Here is a 19437-nt window from a genome sequence, read left to right on the forward strand (position 1 = left end):
GCCGGCGGGGCCCCCGCCCCCCCCGCGCGCCCGCCCCCCGCCCCCCCGCCCCCGCGGCCCGGCGGGGGGCCCCCCCCCCCCCCCCCCCCCCCGCTTCCGTGTGTCGGACAGATTTCGTGCCGCCCGTTCCTTTTGCCAAGGATTAACCCGCACCTCTTGACGGCCCCTTGGCGGCGTTCTCACTATGTTCCTCATCGCGCAACCCATAGTGCATTGCGCAACAGCAGAGGAGCTTGGTCGTGCCACACGAGGTCCGTGCCGTAGTCGCTGTGAAGAAGGGCGCACCCGTCGAGGTGCAGACGATCGTCGTTCCCGACCCGGGTCCGGGCGAGGTGCTCGTCTCCGTGCAGGCCTGCGGGGTCTGCCACACGGATCTGCACTATCGGGAGGGCGCGATCAACGACGACTTCCCGTTCCTGCTGGGCCATGAGGCGGCCGGCACGATCGAGGCGATCGGCGAGGGCGTGACCGACCTCAAGACCGGCGACTACGTGGTCCTCGCCTGGCGCGCCCCCTGCGGTTCCTGTCGCTCCTGTCGCCGGGGCCGTCCCTGGTACTGCTTCGACTCGCGCAACGCCACCCGGCCGATGACCCTCCTGGACGGCACTCCGCTCAGCAACGCCCTCGGCATCGGCGCCTTCGCCGAGAAGACCCTGGTCGCGGCCGGGCAGGCGGTGAAGATCGACCCGGCGGCCCGGCCCGAGGCCGCGGGCCTGATCGGCTGCGGGGTGATGGCCGGCTACGGAGCGGCCGTGAACACGGGCAACGTGGGCCGCGGTGACACGGTCGCCGTCATCGGCTGCGGCGGAGTCGGCAACGCGGCCATCGCGGGCGCCTGCCTCAACGGGGCTATGAAGGTCATCGCCGTCGACATCGACGACAAGAAGCTCGACCAGGCGGAGAGGTTCGGCGCCACCCACACGGTCAACTCCCGCGGCACCGATCCGGTCGAGGCCGTACGCGCCCTCACCGACGGCTTCGGCGTGGACATCGCCATCGACGCGGTGGGCCGCCCGGAGACCTTCAAACAGGCCTTCTACATGCGCGACCACGCCGGTCTGCTGGTCCAGGTCGGCGTCCCCTCGCCCGACATGAAGATCGAACTCCCGCTGATCGATGTCTTCTCCCGCGGCGGCGCGATCAAGTCCTCGTGGTACGGCGACTGCCTGCCCAGCCGCGACTTCCCCTTCCTCATCGACCAGTACCTGTACGGACTGCTGGACCTCAACGCCTTCGTCACGGAGACCATCGCGCTCGACCAGGTCGAGGAGGCCTTCGCCAAGATGCACCGCGGCGAGGTGCTGCGCTCGGTGGTGGTCCTGTGAGCGCCCGGGGAACCGTACGGATCGAGCGCGTGGTCACCTCCGGCACGTTCAGCCTCGACGGCGAGACCTTCGACGTCGACAACAACGTCTGGCTGGTCGGCGACGACGAGGAGGTGCTGATCGTCGACGCCGCACATGACGCCCGTACGATCCACCGGGCCACCACGGGCCGCCGGGTGACGGCGATCGTGTGCACCCACGCGCACGACGACCACGTCGACGCGGCGGCCGAACTGGCCGAACTCACCGGCGCGCCGGTGCTCCTGCACCCCGACGACCACGAGCTGTGGGCCGCCACGCACCCCGACCGCAAGCCGGACGGCGAACTCTCCGACGGACAGCGGATCGGCGTCGCCGGAATCGAGCTCCAGGTGATCCACAACCCCGGGCACACCTGGGGCAGCTGCTCCCTGTACGCCACGTTCCTCGACGCGGTCTTCACCGGGGACACCCTCTTCCACGGCGGTCCCGGTGCCACTGGCCGCTCCTACTCCGACCGGCCGACCATCGAGGCCTCCATCCGCGACCGGCTGCTCACGCTGCCCGGCGACACGGACGTCCACACCGGACACGGCGAGGACACCACGATCGCCGCCGAACGCCCCAACGTCCCCTCTCCATAAGCACGTTCACCTCCCCGCTCCATGAGCGCGTTCACCTCCCCGCTCCACAGGTGCGTTCACCCCCGCCACGACAACCCCCACCACGACAAGGAGGGGCATGTCCAGCACGCCCGAAACGAACCCCCGCGTGGTCATCGTGGGCGCCGGCATCGTCGGCTGTTCCCTCGCCGACGAGCTGACCGCCCGCGGCTGGACCGACGTCACCGTCCTCGAACAGGGACCGCTGCCCGCTCCCGGCGGCTCCACCTCGCACGCGCCGGGCCTGGTCTTCCAGACCAACCCGTCGAAGACCCTCACCGAGTTGGCCCGGTACACGGTCGAGAAGTTCAACTCCCTCGAAGTGGACGGCGTCTCCTGCTTCAACCCGGTCGGCGGCCTGGAGCTGGCGACGACTCCCGAGCGCCTCGCGGAGCTGCACCGCAGGGCCGGATACGCCGCTTCCTGGGGCATCCGCGGCGAGATCGTGAGCGCGTCCCGGTGCAAGGAACTCTGGCCCCTCATCGACGAGTCGGCCGTCCTCGGCGGCTTCCACACGCCCGACGACGGACTGGCCCGCGCGCTGCTCGCATCCCGCGCCCAGCTGACCCGCGCCGAAAGTCGCGGCGCCCGTTTCCTGGACCGGCACACCGTCACCGGCATCGAGCAGGAGGCCGGCAGGGTCACCGCGGTCGTCACCGACCGGGGCACCTTCCCCGCCGACCACGTGGTCTCGGCGGCCGGTTTCTGGGGCCCGGTCATCGGCCGCATGGCCGGCGTCGACGTACCCCTGCAACCGCTCGCCCACCAGTACGCGAGGACCAGGCCCCTCCCCGAACTGGCCGGGGCCACCGAAGAGGCCTCGAAGCCCATCCTCCGCTTCCAGGACCGCGACCTCTACTTCCGCGAGCACACCGACCGCATCGGCATCGGCAGCTACGCGCACAAGCCGCTCCCCGTCGACCCGTGCGCGGTCCTCGACTACGACGAGGCGCGCGCGAACGACATGGAGATGCCGTCCTCGTTCCCCTTCACCGAGGAGGACTGGGCGCCGAGCTGGGACGACTGCCGCCAGCTGATGCCGGCCCTGCGGGAGGCGGAGATCGAGGAGGGCTTCAACGGCGTCTTCTCCTTCACCCCCGACGGCATGCCCGTCCTCGGCGAGTCCCGTGCGCTGCGCGGCTTCTGGCTGGCGGAGGCCGTCTGGGTCACCCACTCGGCCGGAGTCGCCAAGGCGGTGGCCGAGTGGATGGTCGACGGCCGCCCGGAGACCGACGTCCACGAGTGCGACCTCACCCGTTTCGAGGACGCCCAGCGCTCCCCCGCGTACATCAAGGACCGGGGCTCGCAGCAGTTCGTCGAGGTGTACGACGTGCTGCACCCACTCCAGCCGATGGAGCAGCCGCGTCCGCTGCGGGTCAGCCCCTTCTACGCCCGCCAGCAGGAGCTGGGCGCCCATTTCCTGGAGGGCGGCGGCTGGGAGCGCCCGCACTGGTACCAAGCCAACGCGCCGCTCGTCGACGCCCTCGGCCCGCTCCCCGAGCGAGACGCCTGGTCGGCGCGCTACTGGTCGCCGATCGCGGCGGCCGAGGCGAGGGCGACCCGCGAGAAGGTCGCCCTCTACGACATGACCCCCCTGCGCCGCCTTGAGGTCACCGGCCCCGGAGCCCTCGACTTCCTGCACGGCATGACCAGCAACAACCTCCGCAAGAAGCCCGGCGCGGTGACGTACACCCTGCTCCTGGACGAGACGGGCGGCATCCGCTCCGACCTCACCGTCGCGCGGCTCGGCCCCGACCGCTTCCAGGTGGGCGCCAACTCCCCCGCCGACCTGGACTGGCTGGCCCGGCACGCCCCCGAGGGCGTACAGATCCGGGACATCACCTCCGGCACCTGCTGCATCGGCGTCTGGGGTCCGCTGGCCCGCGACCTCGTCCAGCCGCTGACCCGCGACGACTTCTCGCACGAGGGCTTCGGCTACTTCCGCGCGAAGGAGACGTACCTCGGGCATGTCCCGGTCACCGCCATGCGCCTGAGCTATGTCGGCGAGCTGGGCTGGGAGCTCTACACCTCCGCCGACCTGGGGCTCCGCCTCTGGGACACCCTCTGGGAGGCCGGCCGGGAACACGGCGTGATCGCCGCCGGGCGCTCCGCCTTCAACAGCCTGCGGCTAGAGAAGGGCTACCGCGCCTGGGGTGTCGACATGACCGACGAACACGACCCGTACGAGGCGGGGGTCGGCTTCGCCGTCCGCCTGGACAAGGGGGACTTCACGGGGATGGCCGCGCTGGCGGCCCGGGGCGAGCCGCGGCGCCGGCTCACGCCGCTGCTCCTCGACGACCCGGCGTCCGTGGTCCTCGGGAAGGAGCCGGTGTACGTCGACGGCTCCCCCGCGGGTTACGTCACCAGCGCGTCGTACGGGTACACGCTGGGCCGGTGTGTCGCGTACGCCTGGCTGCCGGTGCTGCCCGCCGGGGCGGGCGTCCATATCGAGTACTTCGGCGAGAAGGTTCCGGCCACGGTTGCCGATGAACCGCTCTTCGATCCGAAGATGACCCGCATTCGGTGTTGACCGCTTCGCGGAACGGTTGTGATCAATCCTGCGAGCCGGTGGGGGCTGGTCGCGCAGTTCCCCGCGCCCCTGAAGGGGCGCCGATGAGCAGGCACATCACCATCACGAGCTCTGGAGGTCCCCGTGTCCCCTACCTACGACGTGATCGTCATCGGTCTCGGCGGGATGGGCAGTGCTGCCGCTCACCATCTGTCCGCGCGCGGTGTTCGGGTGCTCGGGCTGGAGAAGTTCGGGCCGGTGCACAACCGCGGTTCCAGTCACGGGGGTTCGCGGATCACCCGGCAGTCCTACTTCGAGGACCCGGCGTACGTACCGCTGCTGCTGCGCGCGTACGAGCTGTACGAGGACGTGGAGCGGGCCACCGGCCGGGACATCGCGACGCTGTGCGGCGGTGTGATGGTCGGGCCTCCCGACTCGCTGACCGTCTCGGGTTCGCTGCGCTCGGCCAGGCAGTGGGACCTGCCCCACGAGATGCTGGACGCGGCCGAGATCCGCCGCCGCTTCCCGACGCTCGACCCGAAGGACGACGAGGTCGCGCTCTACGAGAAGAAGGCCGGCCTCGTCCGCCCCGAGAACATGGTCGCGGCCCATCTCCAGCTCGCCACCCGGCAGGGCGCCGATCTGCACTTCGACGAGCCGATGACCCGCTGGGAGCCCTACCGGGACGGGGTCCGCGTCCACACAGCCGAGAACACGTACACCGCGAGCCAGTTGGTGATCTGCCCGGGCGCCTGGGCGCCCCAGCTGCTCACCGACCTCGGAGTGCCGTTCAGCATCGAGCGGCAGGTCATGTACTGGTTCCAGCCGAAGGGCGGGGTCCGGCCGTTCCTGCCCGAGAACCATCCGATCTACATCTGGGAGGACGCGGACAAGGTCCAGGTCTACGGCTTCCCGTCCATCGACGGGCCGGAGCTGGGCGCCAAGGTCGCCTTCTTCCGCAAGGGCGTCGAGTGCACCCCGGAGACCATCGACCGAACGGTCCACGAAGACGAGATCCGGGCGATGGCGGACCACATGTCCCGCTGTGTCCCGGACCTGCCCGGCACCTTTCTGAAGGCCGCCACCTGCATGTACTCCAGCACCCCGGACGAGCACTTCGTCATAGCCCGGCATCCCGCCCATCCGGAGTCCGTGACCGTGGCCTGCGGGTTCTCCGGGCACGGGTTCAAGTTCGTGCCGGTCGTCGGCGAGATCCTCGCCGATCTGGCACTCACGGGCACCACCGCTCACCCGATCGGCCTGTTCGACCCCCACCGCCTCGCCGCCGCGCCCGCCTGAGGAGCACGCACGTGACGACGACCCCCGTCTCCCCCGCCCCCGCCTCCGCCCCCGGTCAGCTGCCGCCCAGCCTGATCGCCACCCTTCCGGGGCACTACTACACCGACCCCGAGATCTTCCGACAGGAGCAGGAACGGCTCTTCGAGTCGATGTGGTTCTGCGCGATCCGCGGCGCGGACCTGGCCAAACCGGGCGCGTTCCGTACGGTCCAGGTCGGCCGCGAGAGCGTCCTGATCACCAGGTCCCGCACCGGTGAGCTGCGCGCCTTCCTCAACGTCTGCCGCCACCGCGGGGCCCGCCTCTGTCTGGAGGAGGCCGGCGAGGTCCGGCGCAACCTCCAGTGCCCGTACCACGCGTGGACGTACGACCTCGACGGCAAGCTGATCGCGGCGCCGAACCTGGTGAAGATGCCGGACGTCGACCGGACGGAGTACGGCCTGGTCAAGGTCGCGCTGCGGGAGTGGCTCGGCTACGCCTGGGTGTGCCTGGCCGACGAGCCGCCCTCCTTCGAGGAGACGGTGATGGGCGCGGCCGTGGAGCGGCTCGGGGACGTGGCGGCCATCGAGCACTACGGCACGGAGAACCTCGCCCTCGGAAAACGCATCACCTATGACGTGAAGGCGAACTGGAAACTGATCGTCGAGAACTTCATGGAGTGCTACCACTGCGCGACGATCCACCCCGAGCTCACCGACGTCCTCCCGGAGTTCGCCGAGGGCTATGCCGCCCAGTACTACGTGGGGCACGGCGCCGAGTTCGGCGAGGAGGTCAAGGGCTTCACCGTCGACGGCAGCGAGGGTTTCGGGAAACTTCCCTCAGTCGCGGAGGATCAGGACCGTCGTTACTATGCGATAACGGTCAAACCCACCGTGTTCATCAATCTCGTCCCCGACCATGTCATCCTGCACCGCATGTTCCCCCTCGCCGAGGACCGGACGATCGTGGAGTGCGACTGGCTCTACGCACCCGAGGTCGTCGAGTCGGGCGCCGATGTGTCGAAGTCCGTGGAACTCTTCCACCGGGTGAACGCCCAGGACTTCGAGGCCTGCGAGCGTACGCAGCCCGCGATGGCGTCCCGCGCCTACCGGAGGGGCGGGGTGCTGGTGCCCACCGAGCACCACATCGGGATTTTCCACGAGTGGCTCATTGGCATGCTGGGAGGCATGGATGGCTGATCTCTATATCGGCGGCACATGGACGAGCGCGCGGGAGAAGGGCACCCGCGAGATCCGCTGTCCGGCCGACGGTTCACTCGTCGCCGTCGTGGACGAGGCGGGCCCGCAGGACACGGCCGACGCGATCGCGGCCGCGCGCCGCGCCTTCGACGACGGCCCCTGGCCCCGGACGCCCCCGAACGAGCGCGGTGACCTGCTGCTCCGGGTCGCCGACCTGCTCGCCCGCGACAAGGACGTACTCGCCCGCGCGGAATCGCTCGACACCGGCAAACGCCTGGTGGAGAGCGAGTACGACATCGACGACATCGAGAACTGCTTCCGCTACTTCGGCCGGCTCGTCGCGAGCGAGTCCGGCCGGGTCGTGGAGACGGGTACGGAGGGCGTCGACAGTCGGGTCGTATACGAACCGGTCGGTGTCTGCGCGCTGATCACCCCCTGGAACTATCCGCTGCTCCAGACGGCGTGGAAGGTCGCCCCGGCGCTCGCCGCGGGCAACACCTTCATCCTCAAGCCGAGCGAGCTGACCCCGCACACCGCGATCCACCTGATGCGCCTCCTTGAGGAGGCCGGGGTGCCCGCCGGCGTGGCGAACCTGATTCTCGGTGCAGGTCCCGAGGCCGGCGCTCCGCTGGGCGACCATCCGGACGTGGACCTGGTGTCCTTCACCGGCGGACTGCAGACAGGCCGCAGACTCATGGCCGCGGCGGCCGGGACGGTGAAGAAGGTCGCCCTCGAACTGGGCGGCAAGAACCCGAACATCGTCTTCGCCGACGCCGACTTCGAGACGGCCGTCGACATGGCGTTGACGGCCGTCTTCCTGCATTCCGGGCAGGTCTGCTCGGCCGGGGCGCGGCTCCTGGTCGAGGACTCGCTGCACGACCGGTTCGTCGACGAGGTCGTCCGCAGGGCCCGGCAGATCAGGCTGGGCGGACCGTTCGACGAACAGGCGCAGACCGGCCCGCTGATCTCGGCGGCCCACCGGGAGAAGGTCGAGGCGTACGTCGCCAAGGGCCTGGAGGAGGGGGCGGTCCTGCGCTGCGGCGGGGAACGGCCCGCCGATCCTCCGCACCCGGACGGCTTCTACTACCCGCCGACCGTGCTCGACGAGTGCTCCGGCCCGATGTCGGTCGTCCAGGAGGAGTCCTTCGGGCCCGTGCTGACCGTGGAGCGGTTCACGGACGAGGCGGAGGCGGTGCGGCTGGCCAACGACACGATCTACGGTCTGGCCGGCGGGATCTTCACCTCGGACGAGGCGAAGGCCCAGCGGGTCGCGTCCGCGCTGCGGATCGGCACCATCTGGATCAACGACTACCACCCGTACGTCCCACAGGCCGAGTGGGGCGGTTACAAGCAGTCCGGGTTCGGGCGGGAGCTCGGTCCTGCCGGTCTCGCCGAGTACCGCGAGACGAAACACATCTGGCGCACGACCAATCCCAGTCCACAGGGCTGGTTCTCCTGATCCGTGTCCCCGTCCATGTCCCGAGGGCCGGTTCTGCGGATCTTTCGCAAGAAACCGGCACTCCTCATGGTCAGAACCACTGGCAAGCACCGTAAGATCCAGCCTTCTTCACCCTGAGATCCAGCACCCGCGCACCAACGACCCCGCACGAGCCGCACTCCCCTCCCGCCCGGGAGAACTCCCCCTTCCCAGGAGGCGCCTCATGACCACCACCGCTCAACCACCTGAGAAACAAAGTAACGACGACTCCGAGCTGAACGAGTTCGGCTACAAGCCCGAACTGAAGCGCACGCTCGGCAATTTCCACACCTTCGCCGCCGGTATCAGCTACATCTCCATCCTCACCGGCACCTTCCAGCTCTTCTACTTCGGTTACGGCAGCGGCGGGCCCGCCTACTGGTGGTCCTGGCCCATGGTCTTCGTCGGCCAGTTCATGGTCGCGCTCTGCTTCGCCGAACTCGCCGCCCGCTATCCGGTGGCCGGCTCCGTCTACAACTGGTCCAAGAAGGTGGGCAACCCGCACATAGGCTGGCTGGCGGGCTGGACGATGCTGATCGCCTCGATCGTCTCGATCGCGGCCGTGGCCCTTGCGTATCAGTTGACGCTTCCTCAGATCTCTTCCGCGTTCCAGTTCGTGGGCGACGGCACCGGCAAGTACGACGTGGCCACCAACGCGGTGCTGCTGGCCTCCGTACTCATCATCTTCACCACCCTGGTGAACGCCCTCGGCGTGAAGCTGATGGCCCGGATCAACACGGCGGGCGTCTTCATCGAGCTGATCGCCACCGTCGTACTGATCGTGCTCTTCGCCGTGCACATCACCCGTGGCCCGGGCGTCGTGCTGGAGACGAACGGCACGGGAGCGGGCCAGCCCGGCGGCTACCTCGGCGCGTTCCTGGTCGCCTCGCTGGCGTCCGCGTACGTGATGTACGGCTTCGACACGGCCGCCTCGCTCGGCGAGGAGTCCCTCGACCCGTCGCGCAACGCGCCGCGCGCCATCATCCGCGCCATCGTCGCCTCGTTCATCCTCGGCGGGCTCATCCTGCTGCTCGCGCTGATGAGCGTGTCCAGCCTGAAGGGCGACAAGCTGTCCACGGACGGCCTGCAGTACGTCGTCCTCAACGTGCTCGGCGAGGACGCGGGCAAGGCCATGCTGTGGTGCGTGTTCATCGCGGTCACCGTGTGCGCGCTGGCCGTGCACACGGCGGCGATCCGGCTGGCCTTCGCGATGTCCCGCGACAACAACCTGCCCGCCTCCGCCAAGCTGGCCAAGGTCCATCCGCGCTTCCAGACCCCGATCCTGCCCGCGGTGATCATCGGCATCCTGGCGCTGGCGATCCTGGTGGTCAACATCCGCCAGCCGCAGATCTTCACCGTGGTCACCAGTATCGGCATCATCCTGATCTACCTCGCCTATCTGCTGGTCACCGGGCCCATGCTGGTGGCCAGGCTGCGCGGCAAGTGGCAGCCCGCGGGCGACGGCAAGTTCTCGCTGGGCCGCTGGGGACTGCCCGTCAACATCGTCGCCGTGGTGTGGGGCACGGCCATGATGATCAACCTGATCTGGCCGCGCGCCGCGGTCTACAACGCGGCCGCCCCGTACCACTGGTATCTGCGCTGGGGTGCCGTCCTGTTCGTCGGCATCGTGATGGGCGGCGGTTTCGCCTACTACTGGTTCGTACAGCGGCACCGCACCGGAGTGCTCGCCGAGCACCAGTACAAGTCCCCCGACACACCTCTTCCGTCCGCCTCGCCCGCGGCCACCCCGACGGCCGACTGAGCGCCCGATCCGAAAGCAGAACGTCGCAAGGACTCAAGGAGGTCAACTCCCCATGTACGAAGACCAGTTCGACTACGTCGTGGTCGGCGGAGGAACCGCGGGCAATGTGGTCGCGGCCAGGCTCTCCGAGGACCCGTCCGTCACGGTGTGCGTCCTGGAGGCGGGGCCCAGCGACGTCGGTGACGACGACGTCATGAAGCTGGAACGCTGGATGGGACTCCTTGAGTCCGGCTACGACTGGGACTACCCGGTCGAGCCGCAGGCCAGCGGCAACAGCTTCATGCGGCACGCCCGCGCCAGGGTGCTCGGCGGCTGCTCCTCGCACAACTCCTGTATCGCCTTCTGGGCACCGGCCGAGGACCTGGACGGCTGGGCGGCAGCGGGCTGTACGGGCTGGAGCGCGGCCGAGCTCTTCCCGCTCTACCAGCGGCTGGAGAACAACGACGCTCCCGGCGAACACCACGGTCGTACGGGGCCCGTGAAGCTGAGGACACTCAAGAGCGACGACCCGTGCGGCACCGCCCTGTTGGAGGCCTGCGCCCAGGCGGGCATCCCGACGACCGCGTTCAACACCGGCAAGACGGTCGTGCGCGGGGCCAACTGGTTCCAGATCAACTCCGACGAGAACAACATCCGCCAGTCCTCGTCGGTCGCGTATCTGCACCCGATCCTCGGCAAGCGTCCGAACCTGGACGTACGGACCGGGGTGCGGGCCAAGAAGCTCGTGCTCGACGGGCGGCGCTGCGTGGGCGCCGAGTACCTGGACCCGGACCTGATCCACACCCGGACGGTACGGGCCAGGCGCGAGGTGATCGTGTCCTGCGGCTCGATCGACAGCGCGAAACTGCTGATGCTGTCGGGCATCGGGCCCGCCGAGCATCTGCGTGAGGTGGGTGTCGACGTGGTGGTGGACTCGGCCGGCGTGGGCGAGAACCTTCAGGACCACCCCGAGGGCGTCATCATGTGGGACGCCAAGCAGCCCATGACGACCACCTCAAGCCAGTGGTGGGAGGCGGGCATCTTCTACGACACCGAACCGGGCCTGGACCGCCCGGACTTGATGTTCCACTACGGATCGGTCCCGTTCGACATGAACACCGCGCGCTGGGGCTATCCGACCTCCGAGAACGCGTTCTGTCTCACGCCGAACGTGACGAGCGCGAAGTCGCGCGGCACGGTGCGGCTGCGGACGCGCGACTTCCGGGACAAGCCCAAGGTCGATCCGCGGTACTTCACGCACGAGCACGACGCGCGCGTGATGACGTTCGGGCTGAAGCTGGCCCGGCGTATCGCGGAACAGCCCGCGCTCAGCGGGTGGGCCGGGGCCGAGCTGGCCCCCGGGCCGGATGTCCGGACGGACGACGAGCTGCTCGACTACATCCACAAGACGCACAACACCGTCTATCACCCGTCCTGCACGGTGAAGATGGGTGCGGATTCCGACGCCTCGGCGCCTCTGGATGCGCGGCTTCGGGTGAAGGGGGTTGAAGGGTTGCGGGTCGCGGACGGGTCCGTGATGCCGGATCTGGTGGCCGTCAATCCGTGCATCACGACGATGATGATCGGCGAGAAGTGTGCTGATCTTTTGAAGGAGGACGCGTCTTAGAGGTCGTGGGGAGCTGCGGGGCCGTTGTGGCTGGTCGCGCAGTTCCCCGCGCCCCTTAAGGGGCGCTGGTTGCCGGCCTCTTGTACATGCGCGTCGCCGTGATCTCCGTGTGCACCGCCTCCCCGGCGGGAGCCTCCCGTGGGAGGCCCGGCCGGAGGTGTTCCTCCACGCTGATGTACTTCAGCCCGGCGCGGAGGTCCGCGTCGTTGCGGAGGCGGATGACCAGGGGGAACTCGGCGAGCGCGGTCGTGTCGAACAGACCTGTGGTGTAGAGGAGTTGGACGCCCAGCGCGTCCGACACGGCTCGCTGGAGTTCCAGCAGATACGTCGCGTTGGCGCGACCGATCGGGTTGTCCAGGAAGAGCGTGCCGGCATGCCGGTGCTTGTCGCTGCGGCCCCGGTCGTTCGAGCGGAGGGCCGCCATCGTGCAGTACAGCGCGATCGCGGCGGTGAGCAGCTGGCCGCCGGAGAAGACGTCGCCCATCTGTCCGACGGGTACGCGCTCGGCGCGCAGTACGGCGTCGGGCTTGAGGATCTCGACGGCGACGCCCTTGGGTTGGAGGGCCGCGCTGACCCCTCTGAGCAGCAGGGACATTCCGTCGCGGCGCATGTCGGAGTTCTTCTTGACGGCCGCGCGGGTCGCCTCGTCGACGACCTCGCCGAGCCGCTCGGCGAGCGTGGCCTGGTCGGGCTCCTCGAAGCGGATGCGCAGGAACTCCTGCCCCGACCACTCCCCGAGCCCTTCGGGAAGCCGGGACAGCCGCTGGGCCGACCGGAGCGTGGCGAGCGCGGATTCCACCAGCCCGCGCAAGCGGTCGACGATCGAGTCGCGGTTGCGCTCCAGCTGCTCCAACTCGTCGGTGAGGACCCGGAGTCGGGGCGCGAAGGCGTCCGCCCACTTCTGTGCGTGCTCGGGCAGGGAGGACGCAGGCAGCTCGCGGATCTGCTGGCGGGCGGGCGTGCGCACCTGCTCGTAGCGCGTGGAGTTGGCGTGCCGGACAAGTACGTCGCTCGCCTCGCGCACCGAGGTCTCGGCGGCGGAGAGGTCGGCCGCGCAGCCACGCAGGGAGCGGCGGGACTCGGCAGCGGAGTGCCGGGCCTCTTCGAGGGTGCCGGGGTAGGGCTCGGGCTCCTCCTGCTCATCGTCCGAGTGCTCCCTGAGGAGGTCCCGGAGCAGGGCGGCCGTCTCGTCGAAACCGCCGGCCGCGTCCTCGGCGGCGCGGTGGGCGTCGAGCAGTTCGGCGTGGGCCGCGCGCGCCTGGCTCAACGCCTCGGTGCGGGAGGCGAGTTCGCCGGTGGCGGTGCGCAGCAGGCTCTGTGCGTGCTCGGCGTCGCGCGGGACCAGGTCCTCGGGCAGCTCGGTGTGCGCCTCGCCGTCCTCGGGCGCGTGGCGCTCGGCCTCGCCCCGCAGCCGTCCGAGCTGCTCGCTCGCGGTCGACATGCGCGTTTCCAGCAGCTGGACCAGTTCCTCGGCGCGGGCCGAGGCGGCCTGCCGGGAGGGCCCGTCGGAGCCGTCGGTCGACTCCAGGAGCTGGGCCGCGCGCGTCCGCACCTTGTTGCTCAGCCGCTCCAGCTCCGCGAGCGCCGCGCTCTCGTCGCTCTCCGCGCGGGACTGCTCGGCCCGCAGGTCGGCGCCGACGCCGACCTTCTCGTAGAGCTGGGAGGCGGCGCGGTAGGCCTCGCGGAGTGCGGGCAGCGACGACTTCGCGGCGGCCGGGTCGGCCTCCGGTACGTCGTCGGGGGCGCCCGCGATCTCCGCGCGCTCGCCGCGCAGGGCACGGGCCGTGCGGCGGGCGTCGTCGGCGGCGCGCTGGGCGCCGCGCCGGTCCTCGTCGGCGGCGCGGGCGCGCTCCAGGCAGGACTGGGCGCGGGCCTCCGACTCGGCGGCGTCGTCGGCGAGTTCGCGCAGCTTGACCTGCCAGCCGGCGCGCTCGCGCAGCCGGAAGGCGAGTCCGGCGAGCGCGTCGGCGGCGCGCCGGGCCCGCTGCGCGGCCTCCTGCCGCTCGTCCCGTACGAGGGCCGCCTCGGCGGCCGATTCGTCGGCCTCGGCCCGGACCGTACGTGCCTCGGACAGCTCGGCCTCGGACTCCTCGGCGAACGCGCGCGCGTCGTGGGCAGCCGTGGCCAGTTCGGCGAGCCGCCCCGCCGGACACCCCGTCCGCCATGAGGCCAGCCGTGCGGCCAGCTCCCGGTCCTTGGCGAGCCGGGCCGCCAACTCCCGGATCTCCTCGTCCCGTTCGGCCGCGCGCGTACGCAGTGTCTGCCGCTCCTCGTCGGCGGCGTGCTCGTCGTGCATGGCGGGGTTCGGCGGTACGAGGAACACATCGACGCGGCCCCCGTCGCCCGCGTCGGGGGCCGGGGTCGGCGCGAGCAGCGCGGCAGCGGTGCCGACGGCGACGGCGGAGCGCGGGAGCAGCGCGGCGTCGACGAGGGCTTCGCGGGCCCGTGCGTGGGTGTCCGGGTCCGTGATGATCACGCCGTCGACCAGCTCGGGCCGCGCGGCCAGCACGCGCGCGTGGTCGACGGGGTCAACGGCCTGCGCGAGGTAACGCCAGCCGGGGAGCGCGGGGATGCCGTGCTCGCCCAGGTACTCCACGGTGGCCAGCACGTCGGGGCCGGGCGGCAGCAGCCCGCCGTCACCGAGCGCGCCGAGGATCCGTGAGTCGTCGGCCGCGGCGGTCCGCAGCTCGAAGAGCTGCCTCTCGGCGGAGGCGACCCCGTCGTCGAGGAGCTCCCGCAGCTCGTCGGCGTAGTGGTCCAACTCCTCGGCGGAGAGGGGTGCTTCGTCGGAGTCGGCTTCGGTGTCCGGACCGCTCCGTCCTCGACGGGTGCCCGCCGCGTCGGCGCCGTGGCCCGTCCCGGAGCCACGGCCCGACGTGTTCCCGCGATCGGCCCCGCCTGCTCGCGCGGCACCCTCGGTGGAAGCCGTGCCCGCGCCCTGTCGCGGCTGCGGCAGCCCGCCGCGACCGGAGCCCCCCGAGCCGCCGGAGGCACCCGGCAGGCTGAGCAGTTCGGCCAGTCGCTCCTCCCCCGCCAGCGCCCGAGCGGTACCGCGCTCGGCGTCGTAGGCGCGCTCGGCGGCCGTCGCGGCGTCGGCCGCGCGGGCCGCCGTCAGCTCGGCACGGGACTCGGCGGACGCCGCTTCGCGGGAGTGCTCCGTAGTGCGGCGGGACGCCTCGCGCGCGGTGTCCCACGCGGCGACGGCGGTCTTCTCGGCGTCACTGGCGGCGAGCGCGGCACGGGCCGGGTCGGCGTCGGGGGCGGTGTCGTCGAGCCATCCGGCGCGCACCGCCTCGGCGGTCTCCTGCTCGACCTCGCTGAGGCGCTGACGCAGATGGCCGATCTCGCTGCGGGCGCGCTGCGCCTCGGTGGCGGCGGACGTCGAGTCCCGGTAGGCGGCCTCGCCGACCTCCTGGAGCGCGGCGGACCGCTCCTCCTCCTCGTTGGCGACCGTCTCGGCCCCCTCGGCCGCGGCGTGCAGGGCCCGTACGAGATCGGCGGCGGCCTTGGCGCGCGCGGCGAGCGCGGGTGCGGCGTCCCGCTCGGCCTCGCGGATGGCGACGGCCACGCGCGCGGAGCGGTCGGCGGAGGCGCGGTGCCGCAGCACGAGTTCGGCCGCCTGCCAGGCGGAGTGCAGCGTGCGCGCGTCGGCGAGTTCCCGCTTCTGCGCTGCCGCCCCCTTCTCGGCCCCGGCGAGCGCCAACGAAGCGTGCCGGTAGGCGAGTTGGGCCGAGATCAGCGCGCTGCGCTCCCGGGAGCTGTCGGCCTCGGTGACCCGGTGGGCGGCGGCGGTGACCTGCTGGGCGAGGTCGCCGGTGCGGCCCCGCTCCTGCCCGGCGCGCGCGGAGAGTCGCCGCGCCAATGTCCTCGTACGCCGCTCGGCGCCCGTGTGGATGTCCCGGGCGCGCGCACGCGTCCCGGTCGCCTCGACGATCCGCCCGAGCAGGTCCACGGACCCGGCGGTGAACTCGCGCTCGGCGATCAGCTCGGCCCGCCGCCCCAGCTTGTTGCCGAACCCGCCGACCAGGTCCGCGAGCCCGTCGGTGTCCCGGGTGTCGGTGACCGCGCGCAGCAGCAGATCGGTGAAGTCGGAGTCCTTCTTGACGGCGAAGAGACCGGCGGCCTCGCCCTCGTCGGCGTTCATCTCGCGCTGGTAGCGGAAGAGTTCGGGGTCGAGGCCCAGGTCGCCGAGGTGTTCGATCCAGCGGTCGTGGATCTCCTCCCAGTGCACTTCGAGGTGCGGGTACGCCTTGCCCGCCTCGGTGAGCGCGTCCCTGAAGCCCTTCATGGTGCGCCGGCGCCCTTGCGCGCCCGAGGCGCCCTCGACGGACGGCCGCACGGAAGTGGCCTCGGCGACCGGCAGATTGTCCAGGCTCAGCCCGGGCCCGGGCCGGAACGAGTACCAGGCCTCCGCGAACTTCCGCGGATCGTTGGAGACCTGGCGCCCCCGCCACTCACTGACCTTGCCGACCACGACACACTCACCGGTCAGCGTGTGCTGCCACTCCAGCGCCACATGCCCGCAGTCGTCCGCGAGCAGGAACTTCCGCAGCACGCCGGAACTGGCGCCGCCCAGCGTGTTCCGGTGGCCGGGCAGCATGACGGAGAAGATCAGCTTGAGCAGTACGGACTTGCCGCCGCCGTTCTCCAGGAAGAGCACACCGGCGGGCGCGGGGCGGCGCGGCGGCCCGACGGGCTCCTCCTCGAAGAACTCCGCCTGCGTGGGCGCGGGGTCGGGCACGGGCTCGCCGACACCCCGCAGGTCCAGCACGGTGTCGGCGTAGCGCGCACCGGCGGGGCCGATGGAGTAGAGGCGGACCCGGGACAGCTCGTACATGGCGGCGGACTCTCGTAGTCGTAAGGGAGTAGTCGTAAAGGGAGTTGAGGGCGGTCGGTCAGAGGGTCGGGGCGGTGGACCGGGACCGGCGGGTCCCGGTCAATGGACCCACCGCCGGTTCACGAGTGGAACGGCAGTCCGGCATCGGCGGCCAGCTCCAGATCCTCGGTGTCCTCGGCGGGCAGCAGACTGGCCGTGCCGTCGGTGACCGGCACGATGCCGAGCTCCAGCAGCTCGGCCATCGCGGCACTGCCGGCCATGTCCCGTACCTGGAGCTGGTAGCGGGCGGTCGTCCGATACGTCCCCCCGCCGTCGTCCCCGGTGCGCTGCAGGAACCCCGAGTCGGTGAGGAACGCGACGGCCTTGCCGATGATGCCGGTGGTCGAACCGGCGAGTCTTCGGGCGTCCTTGGTGGCCCCGGTGGAGCTGCGCCGCGCCCAGATCCGCCAGGCGGCCTCCAGGCCCGGTGCGTCGGTCGCCGGGTCGGTGTTCTCCCCGTGCACCTCGGCCTGCTCCTCCAACCGCCGACAGGCCTGGCGTACGAAGGCGTCGACGCCGTTGACCGACACCCGTCCGATGTACCCGTCGTCGGCGAGGTCCTCCGGGCGCGGGAACGCCATGGCGGCGACGGCGAGATGCGCGAGCCCGTGCAGGAACCGGTCCCCCGAGTCGGCCGACGTCCGTCGCGCGTAGTCCCCCATCCGCACGGCGAACACCGAGTCCTCGGCCGCGGTCACCGCCATCCCCGCGCGCGGGGACACCTCCAGCACCACGAGCCCGAGACCCGTTGCCACGGCATCGGCCAGCCGCGCGAAGGCCGGATCCTCCCGATACCTCCGCAACAACTCGGCGTACTCCTGATCCCGCGCGGGCTGCAGCTTCGGCTGCAGCCCAAAGGCCACGAGCCGCGCGGCATCGGCGGCGTCGGCGGGAGTGACGGCGGCGGTCGACACCGGCGCGGCCGGTACGTCCGGCTCCCCCCACTCAACGTGCTCGGTCACGGCTGGGACTCCTTGCTCTCAAAAACTGGGCTGCTCCGAAAAACGGGGCCGCGATCAGGCGCCCCTCCAGGGGCGCGGGGAACTGCGCGACAAGCCACAACGGGCCCGCAGGTCACAAACAACCCGAAGTCACAAGGCAGACCCAGCGACCCGCTCACGCCGCATCCTTCCGATCCGCAGCCATCCCCACCGCATCCAGCAAAGCCATCCCCACGATCAGATCGGCCCCACCGAACTCCGGATCGTCCAGCTCGGTCCCGTCGTCCACGGCGAACAACAGCTTCTCCTCACCCTGCCGATACGCCGTACCGACCGGCGGACTGGCCGCGTGCACGGCCAGCAGGGCGAGCAGATAAGGCAGTTCCGGGTCCTGACGCCGCGCGTCGGCCAGCAGCCCGGACAGCCGGCGCGGCGCGTCGGCCGGCAGGTCGAGCAGCTCCATGGCGGCGGCGAGCTGCTCCTCGCTGAACCGGCTGTCGTCCGGCGTGGCGATCAGATCCGGCTCGGGCATCTCGGCACCGAGGTGCTCCCGCTCTATCGGCGGCGTCAGCAGAAGGTCGACAAGATCCCCGACCCGGACGGACGCGGGCGTCCGAAGCCCCGTCCCGCGGGCGAAGAACGCGTCGGTCACCCGCAGCGCCTGCTCCACTGGCAACGGCAGTACGGGCGCGACGAGATGCCCGTACAGATCTATCCCGGACGTGGTCATGGGCGTCGCGAAGGCCTGCCGGTCCTGCTCGGCACGGAACAGCGGCCCGGCCTCCAGGAGACGGGACTGGAGCTGCGTGTGCCGCCGGATGCAGTCCTTGACGATATCGACGAGTTCGGCGGCCCGCCGCTTCTGCTCGGCGTCCTCCGACTCGTCCCGTGCCTTGCGGATGTTCGTGAGGATGGCGTTCTCGTGCCGATAGCGGTCGGCGACATGGTCGAGCGCCTCGGCGATCATGTCGGGCACGGTCTGCAGCCAGTCCACCGCCCGTACGTTGCGCCGGGTCGCGTCCAACGCCCGGCGGAGCGTCTCGGAGTACTGCACGGTCCGGTAGCGGGCCTGCTCGGCGGCGAGCTGCGCGTCCGCGAGCCGGCCGCGGCTGATCAGCACCTCAAGCTTGACCTCGGCGGCGATCTGCGCACTGGTGACGTCGGTGTCGAGGGCGCCCACGAGCACGTTGACCGCCTCGTCCGTCGTACGGAGGTACACGCTCCCTCCGTAGCCGGGCACCTCCTCGATGAGCTTGAAGTCGTAGTCCCGGCGCACATACGAACCGTCGGGCGCGAACGTGCCGTATACGGCCCGGAAGCCGCGGTCGACGCTGCCGACGTTGATCAGGTTCTCCAGGACCCAGCGGGCGACGCGCTCGTGCTCGGCGACGGGCCGGCGCGGGGCCTGGGCGGCGATGCGCGGGATGAGCCTGGCCACTATCTGGTCGTGGTCGGCGCCCGTGTCGAAGTCCATGTTCAGTGTGACGAGGTCGATGGCGGCGAGGGCCACCTCCGCCATCCCGTACACCGTGTACTCACCCGCGAGGTTCGCCTTGCGGACGTCGAGGTCGTGCAGCGGCGCGGTGCAGGCGAGCGCGCGCAGCCGCCGTGCCAGTCCCTCGTCGGCGGCCGGGCCCGGTGCGGGGCGCGGCCCCGCGCTGAGCTGGGGCGGAACGCTGTCCGTCGATGCAGGCGAAGTCACGGTGCACAGACTAGGTCCTCGGTCTGACAACGACCCAAACGACGCGAAGCGCTGGGCCGGAGGCGCCGGGTGAGCACGGTTGGTTGTGGGCTGCGGGCCCGTTGTAGCTGATCGCGCAGTTCCC

General features: G+C 70.9%; 11 protein-coding genes. 8 read left to right on the top strand and 3 right to left on the bottom strand.

Going from position 1 to position 19437, the window contains the following annotated elements; genetic code table 11:
• The first annotated feature begins 239 nt into the window (after positions 1-239).
• From ACIBEI_RS38330 to ACIBEI_RS38365, 8 genes are all read left to right on the top strand, one after another.
• Entirely contained in the window at positions 240-1325 is a 1086-nt protein-coding gene (locus ACIBEI_RS38330; protein WP_398895145.1) for an S-(hydroxymethyl)mycothiol dehydrogenase, read from the top strand.
• On the top strand, positions 1322-1948 hold the full coding sequence (locus ACIBEI_RS38335; protein ID WP_398895146.1) for an MBL fold metallo-hydrolase: 627 nt from the start codon (positions 1322-1324) through the stop codon (positions 1946-1948). The genes ACIBEI_RS38330 and ACIBEI_RS38335 overlap by 4 nt, the downstream gene beginning before the upstream one ends.
• A gap of 97 nt (positions 1949-2045) precedes the next feature.
• The gene (locus tag ACIBEI_RS38340; protein WP_398895148.1) at positions 2046-4496 is read left to right on the top strand and encodes an FAD-dependent oxidoreductase; all 2451 of its coding nucleotides are present in this window, start codon (positions 2046-2048) and stop codon (positions 4494-4496) included.
• A gap of 123 nt (positions 4497-4619) precedes the next feature.
• Positions 4620-5774 (top strand): N-methyl-L-tryptophan oxidase, encoded by a 1155-nt coding sequence (gene solA, locus ACIBEI_RS38345; RefSeq protein ID WP_398895149.1) that lies wholly within the window; start codon positions 4620-4622, stop codon positions 5772-5774.
• Between the two features lie 11 nt (positions 5775-5785).
• The gene (locus ACIBEI_RS38350; protein WP_398895151.1) at positions 5786-6949 is read left to right on the top strand and encodes an aromatic ring-hydroxylating dioxygenase subunit alpha; all 1164 of its coding nucleotides are present in this window, start codon (positions 5786-5788) and stop codon (positions 6947-6949) included.
• On the top strand, positions 6942-8408 hold the full coding sequence (locus ACIBEI_RS38355) for an aldehyde dehydrogenase family protein (RefSeq protein WP_398895152.1): 1467 nt from the start codon (positions 6942-6944) through the stop codon (positions 8406-8408). Before ACIBEI_RS38350 ends, ACIBEI_RS38355 begins: the two co-directional genes overlap by 8 nt.
• 202 nt (positions 8409-8610) lie before the next feature.
• Complete coding sequence (locus tag ACIBEI_RS38360; RefSeq protein ID WP_398895153.1) at positions 8611-10188, top strand: APC family permease; 1578 nt, start codon at positions 8611-8613, stop codon at positions 10186-10188.
• A 52-nt stretch (positions 10189-10240) separates the two neighbouring features.
• Positions 10241-11794, top strand: a complete 1554-nt coding sequence (locus tag ACIBEI_RS38365; RefSeq protein ID WP_398895154.1) for a GMC family oxidoreductase — start codon at positions 10241-10243, stop codon at positions 11792-11794.
• Between the two features lie 55 nt (positions 11795-11849).
• Here the strand turns inward: ACIBEI_RS38365 and ACIBEI_RS38370 are convergent, their stop codons facing one another.
• From ACIBEI_RS38370 to ACIBEI_RS38380, 3 genes are all read right to left on the bottom strand, one after another.
• Complete coding sequence (locus ACIBEI_RS38370; protein WP_398895156.1) at positions 11850-16631, bottom strand: hypothetical protein; 4782 nt, start codon at positions 16629-16631, stop codon at positions 11850-11852.
• A 119-nt stretch (positions 16632-16750) separates the two neighbouring features.
• Positions 16751-17632, bottom strand: coding sequence for a hypothetical protein (locus ACIBEI_RS38375; RefSeq protein ID WP_398895157.1), 882 nt, complete (start codon positions 17630-17632; stop codon positions 16751-16753).
• A 154-nt stretch (positions 17633-17786) separates the two neighbouring features.
• A complete protein-coding gene (locus ACIBEI_RS38380) occupies positions 17787-19313 on the bottom strand; it encodes a hypothetical protein (RefSeq protein WP_398895158.1) in 1527 nt (508 codons plus the stop codon).
• Positions 19314-19437 lie beyond the last annotated feature (124 nt).

It is taken from the genome of Streptomyces sp. NPDC050988 (assembly GCF_044456225.1).
Taxonomy (GTDB): Bacteria; Actinomycetota; Actinomycetes; order Streptomycetales; family Streptomycetaceae; genus Streptomyces.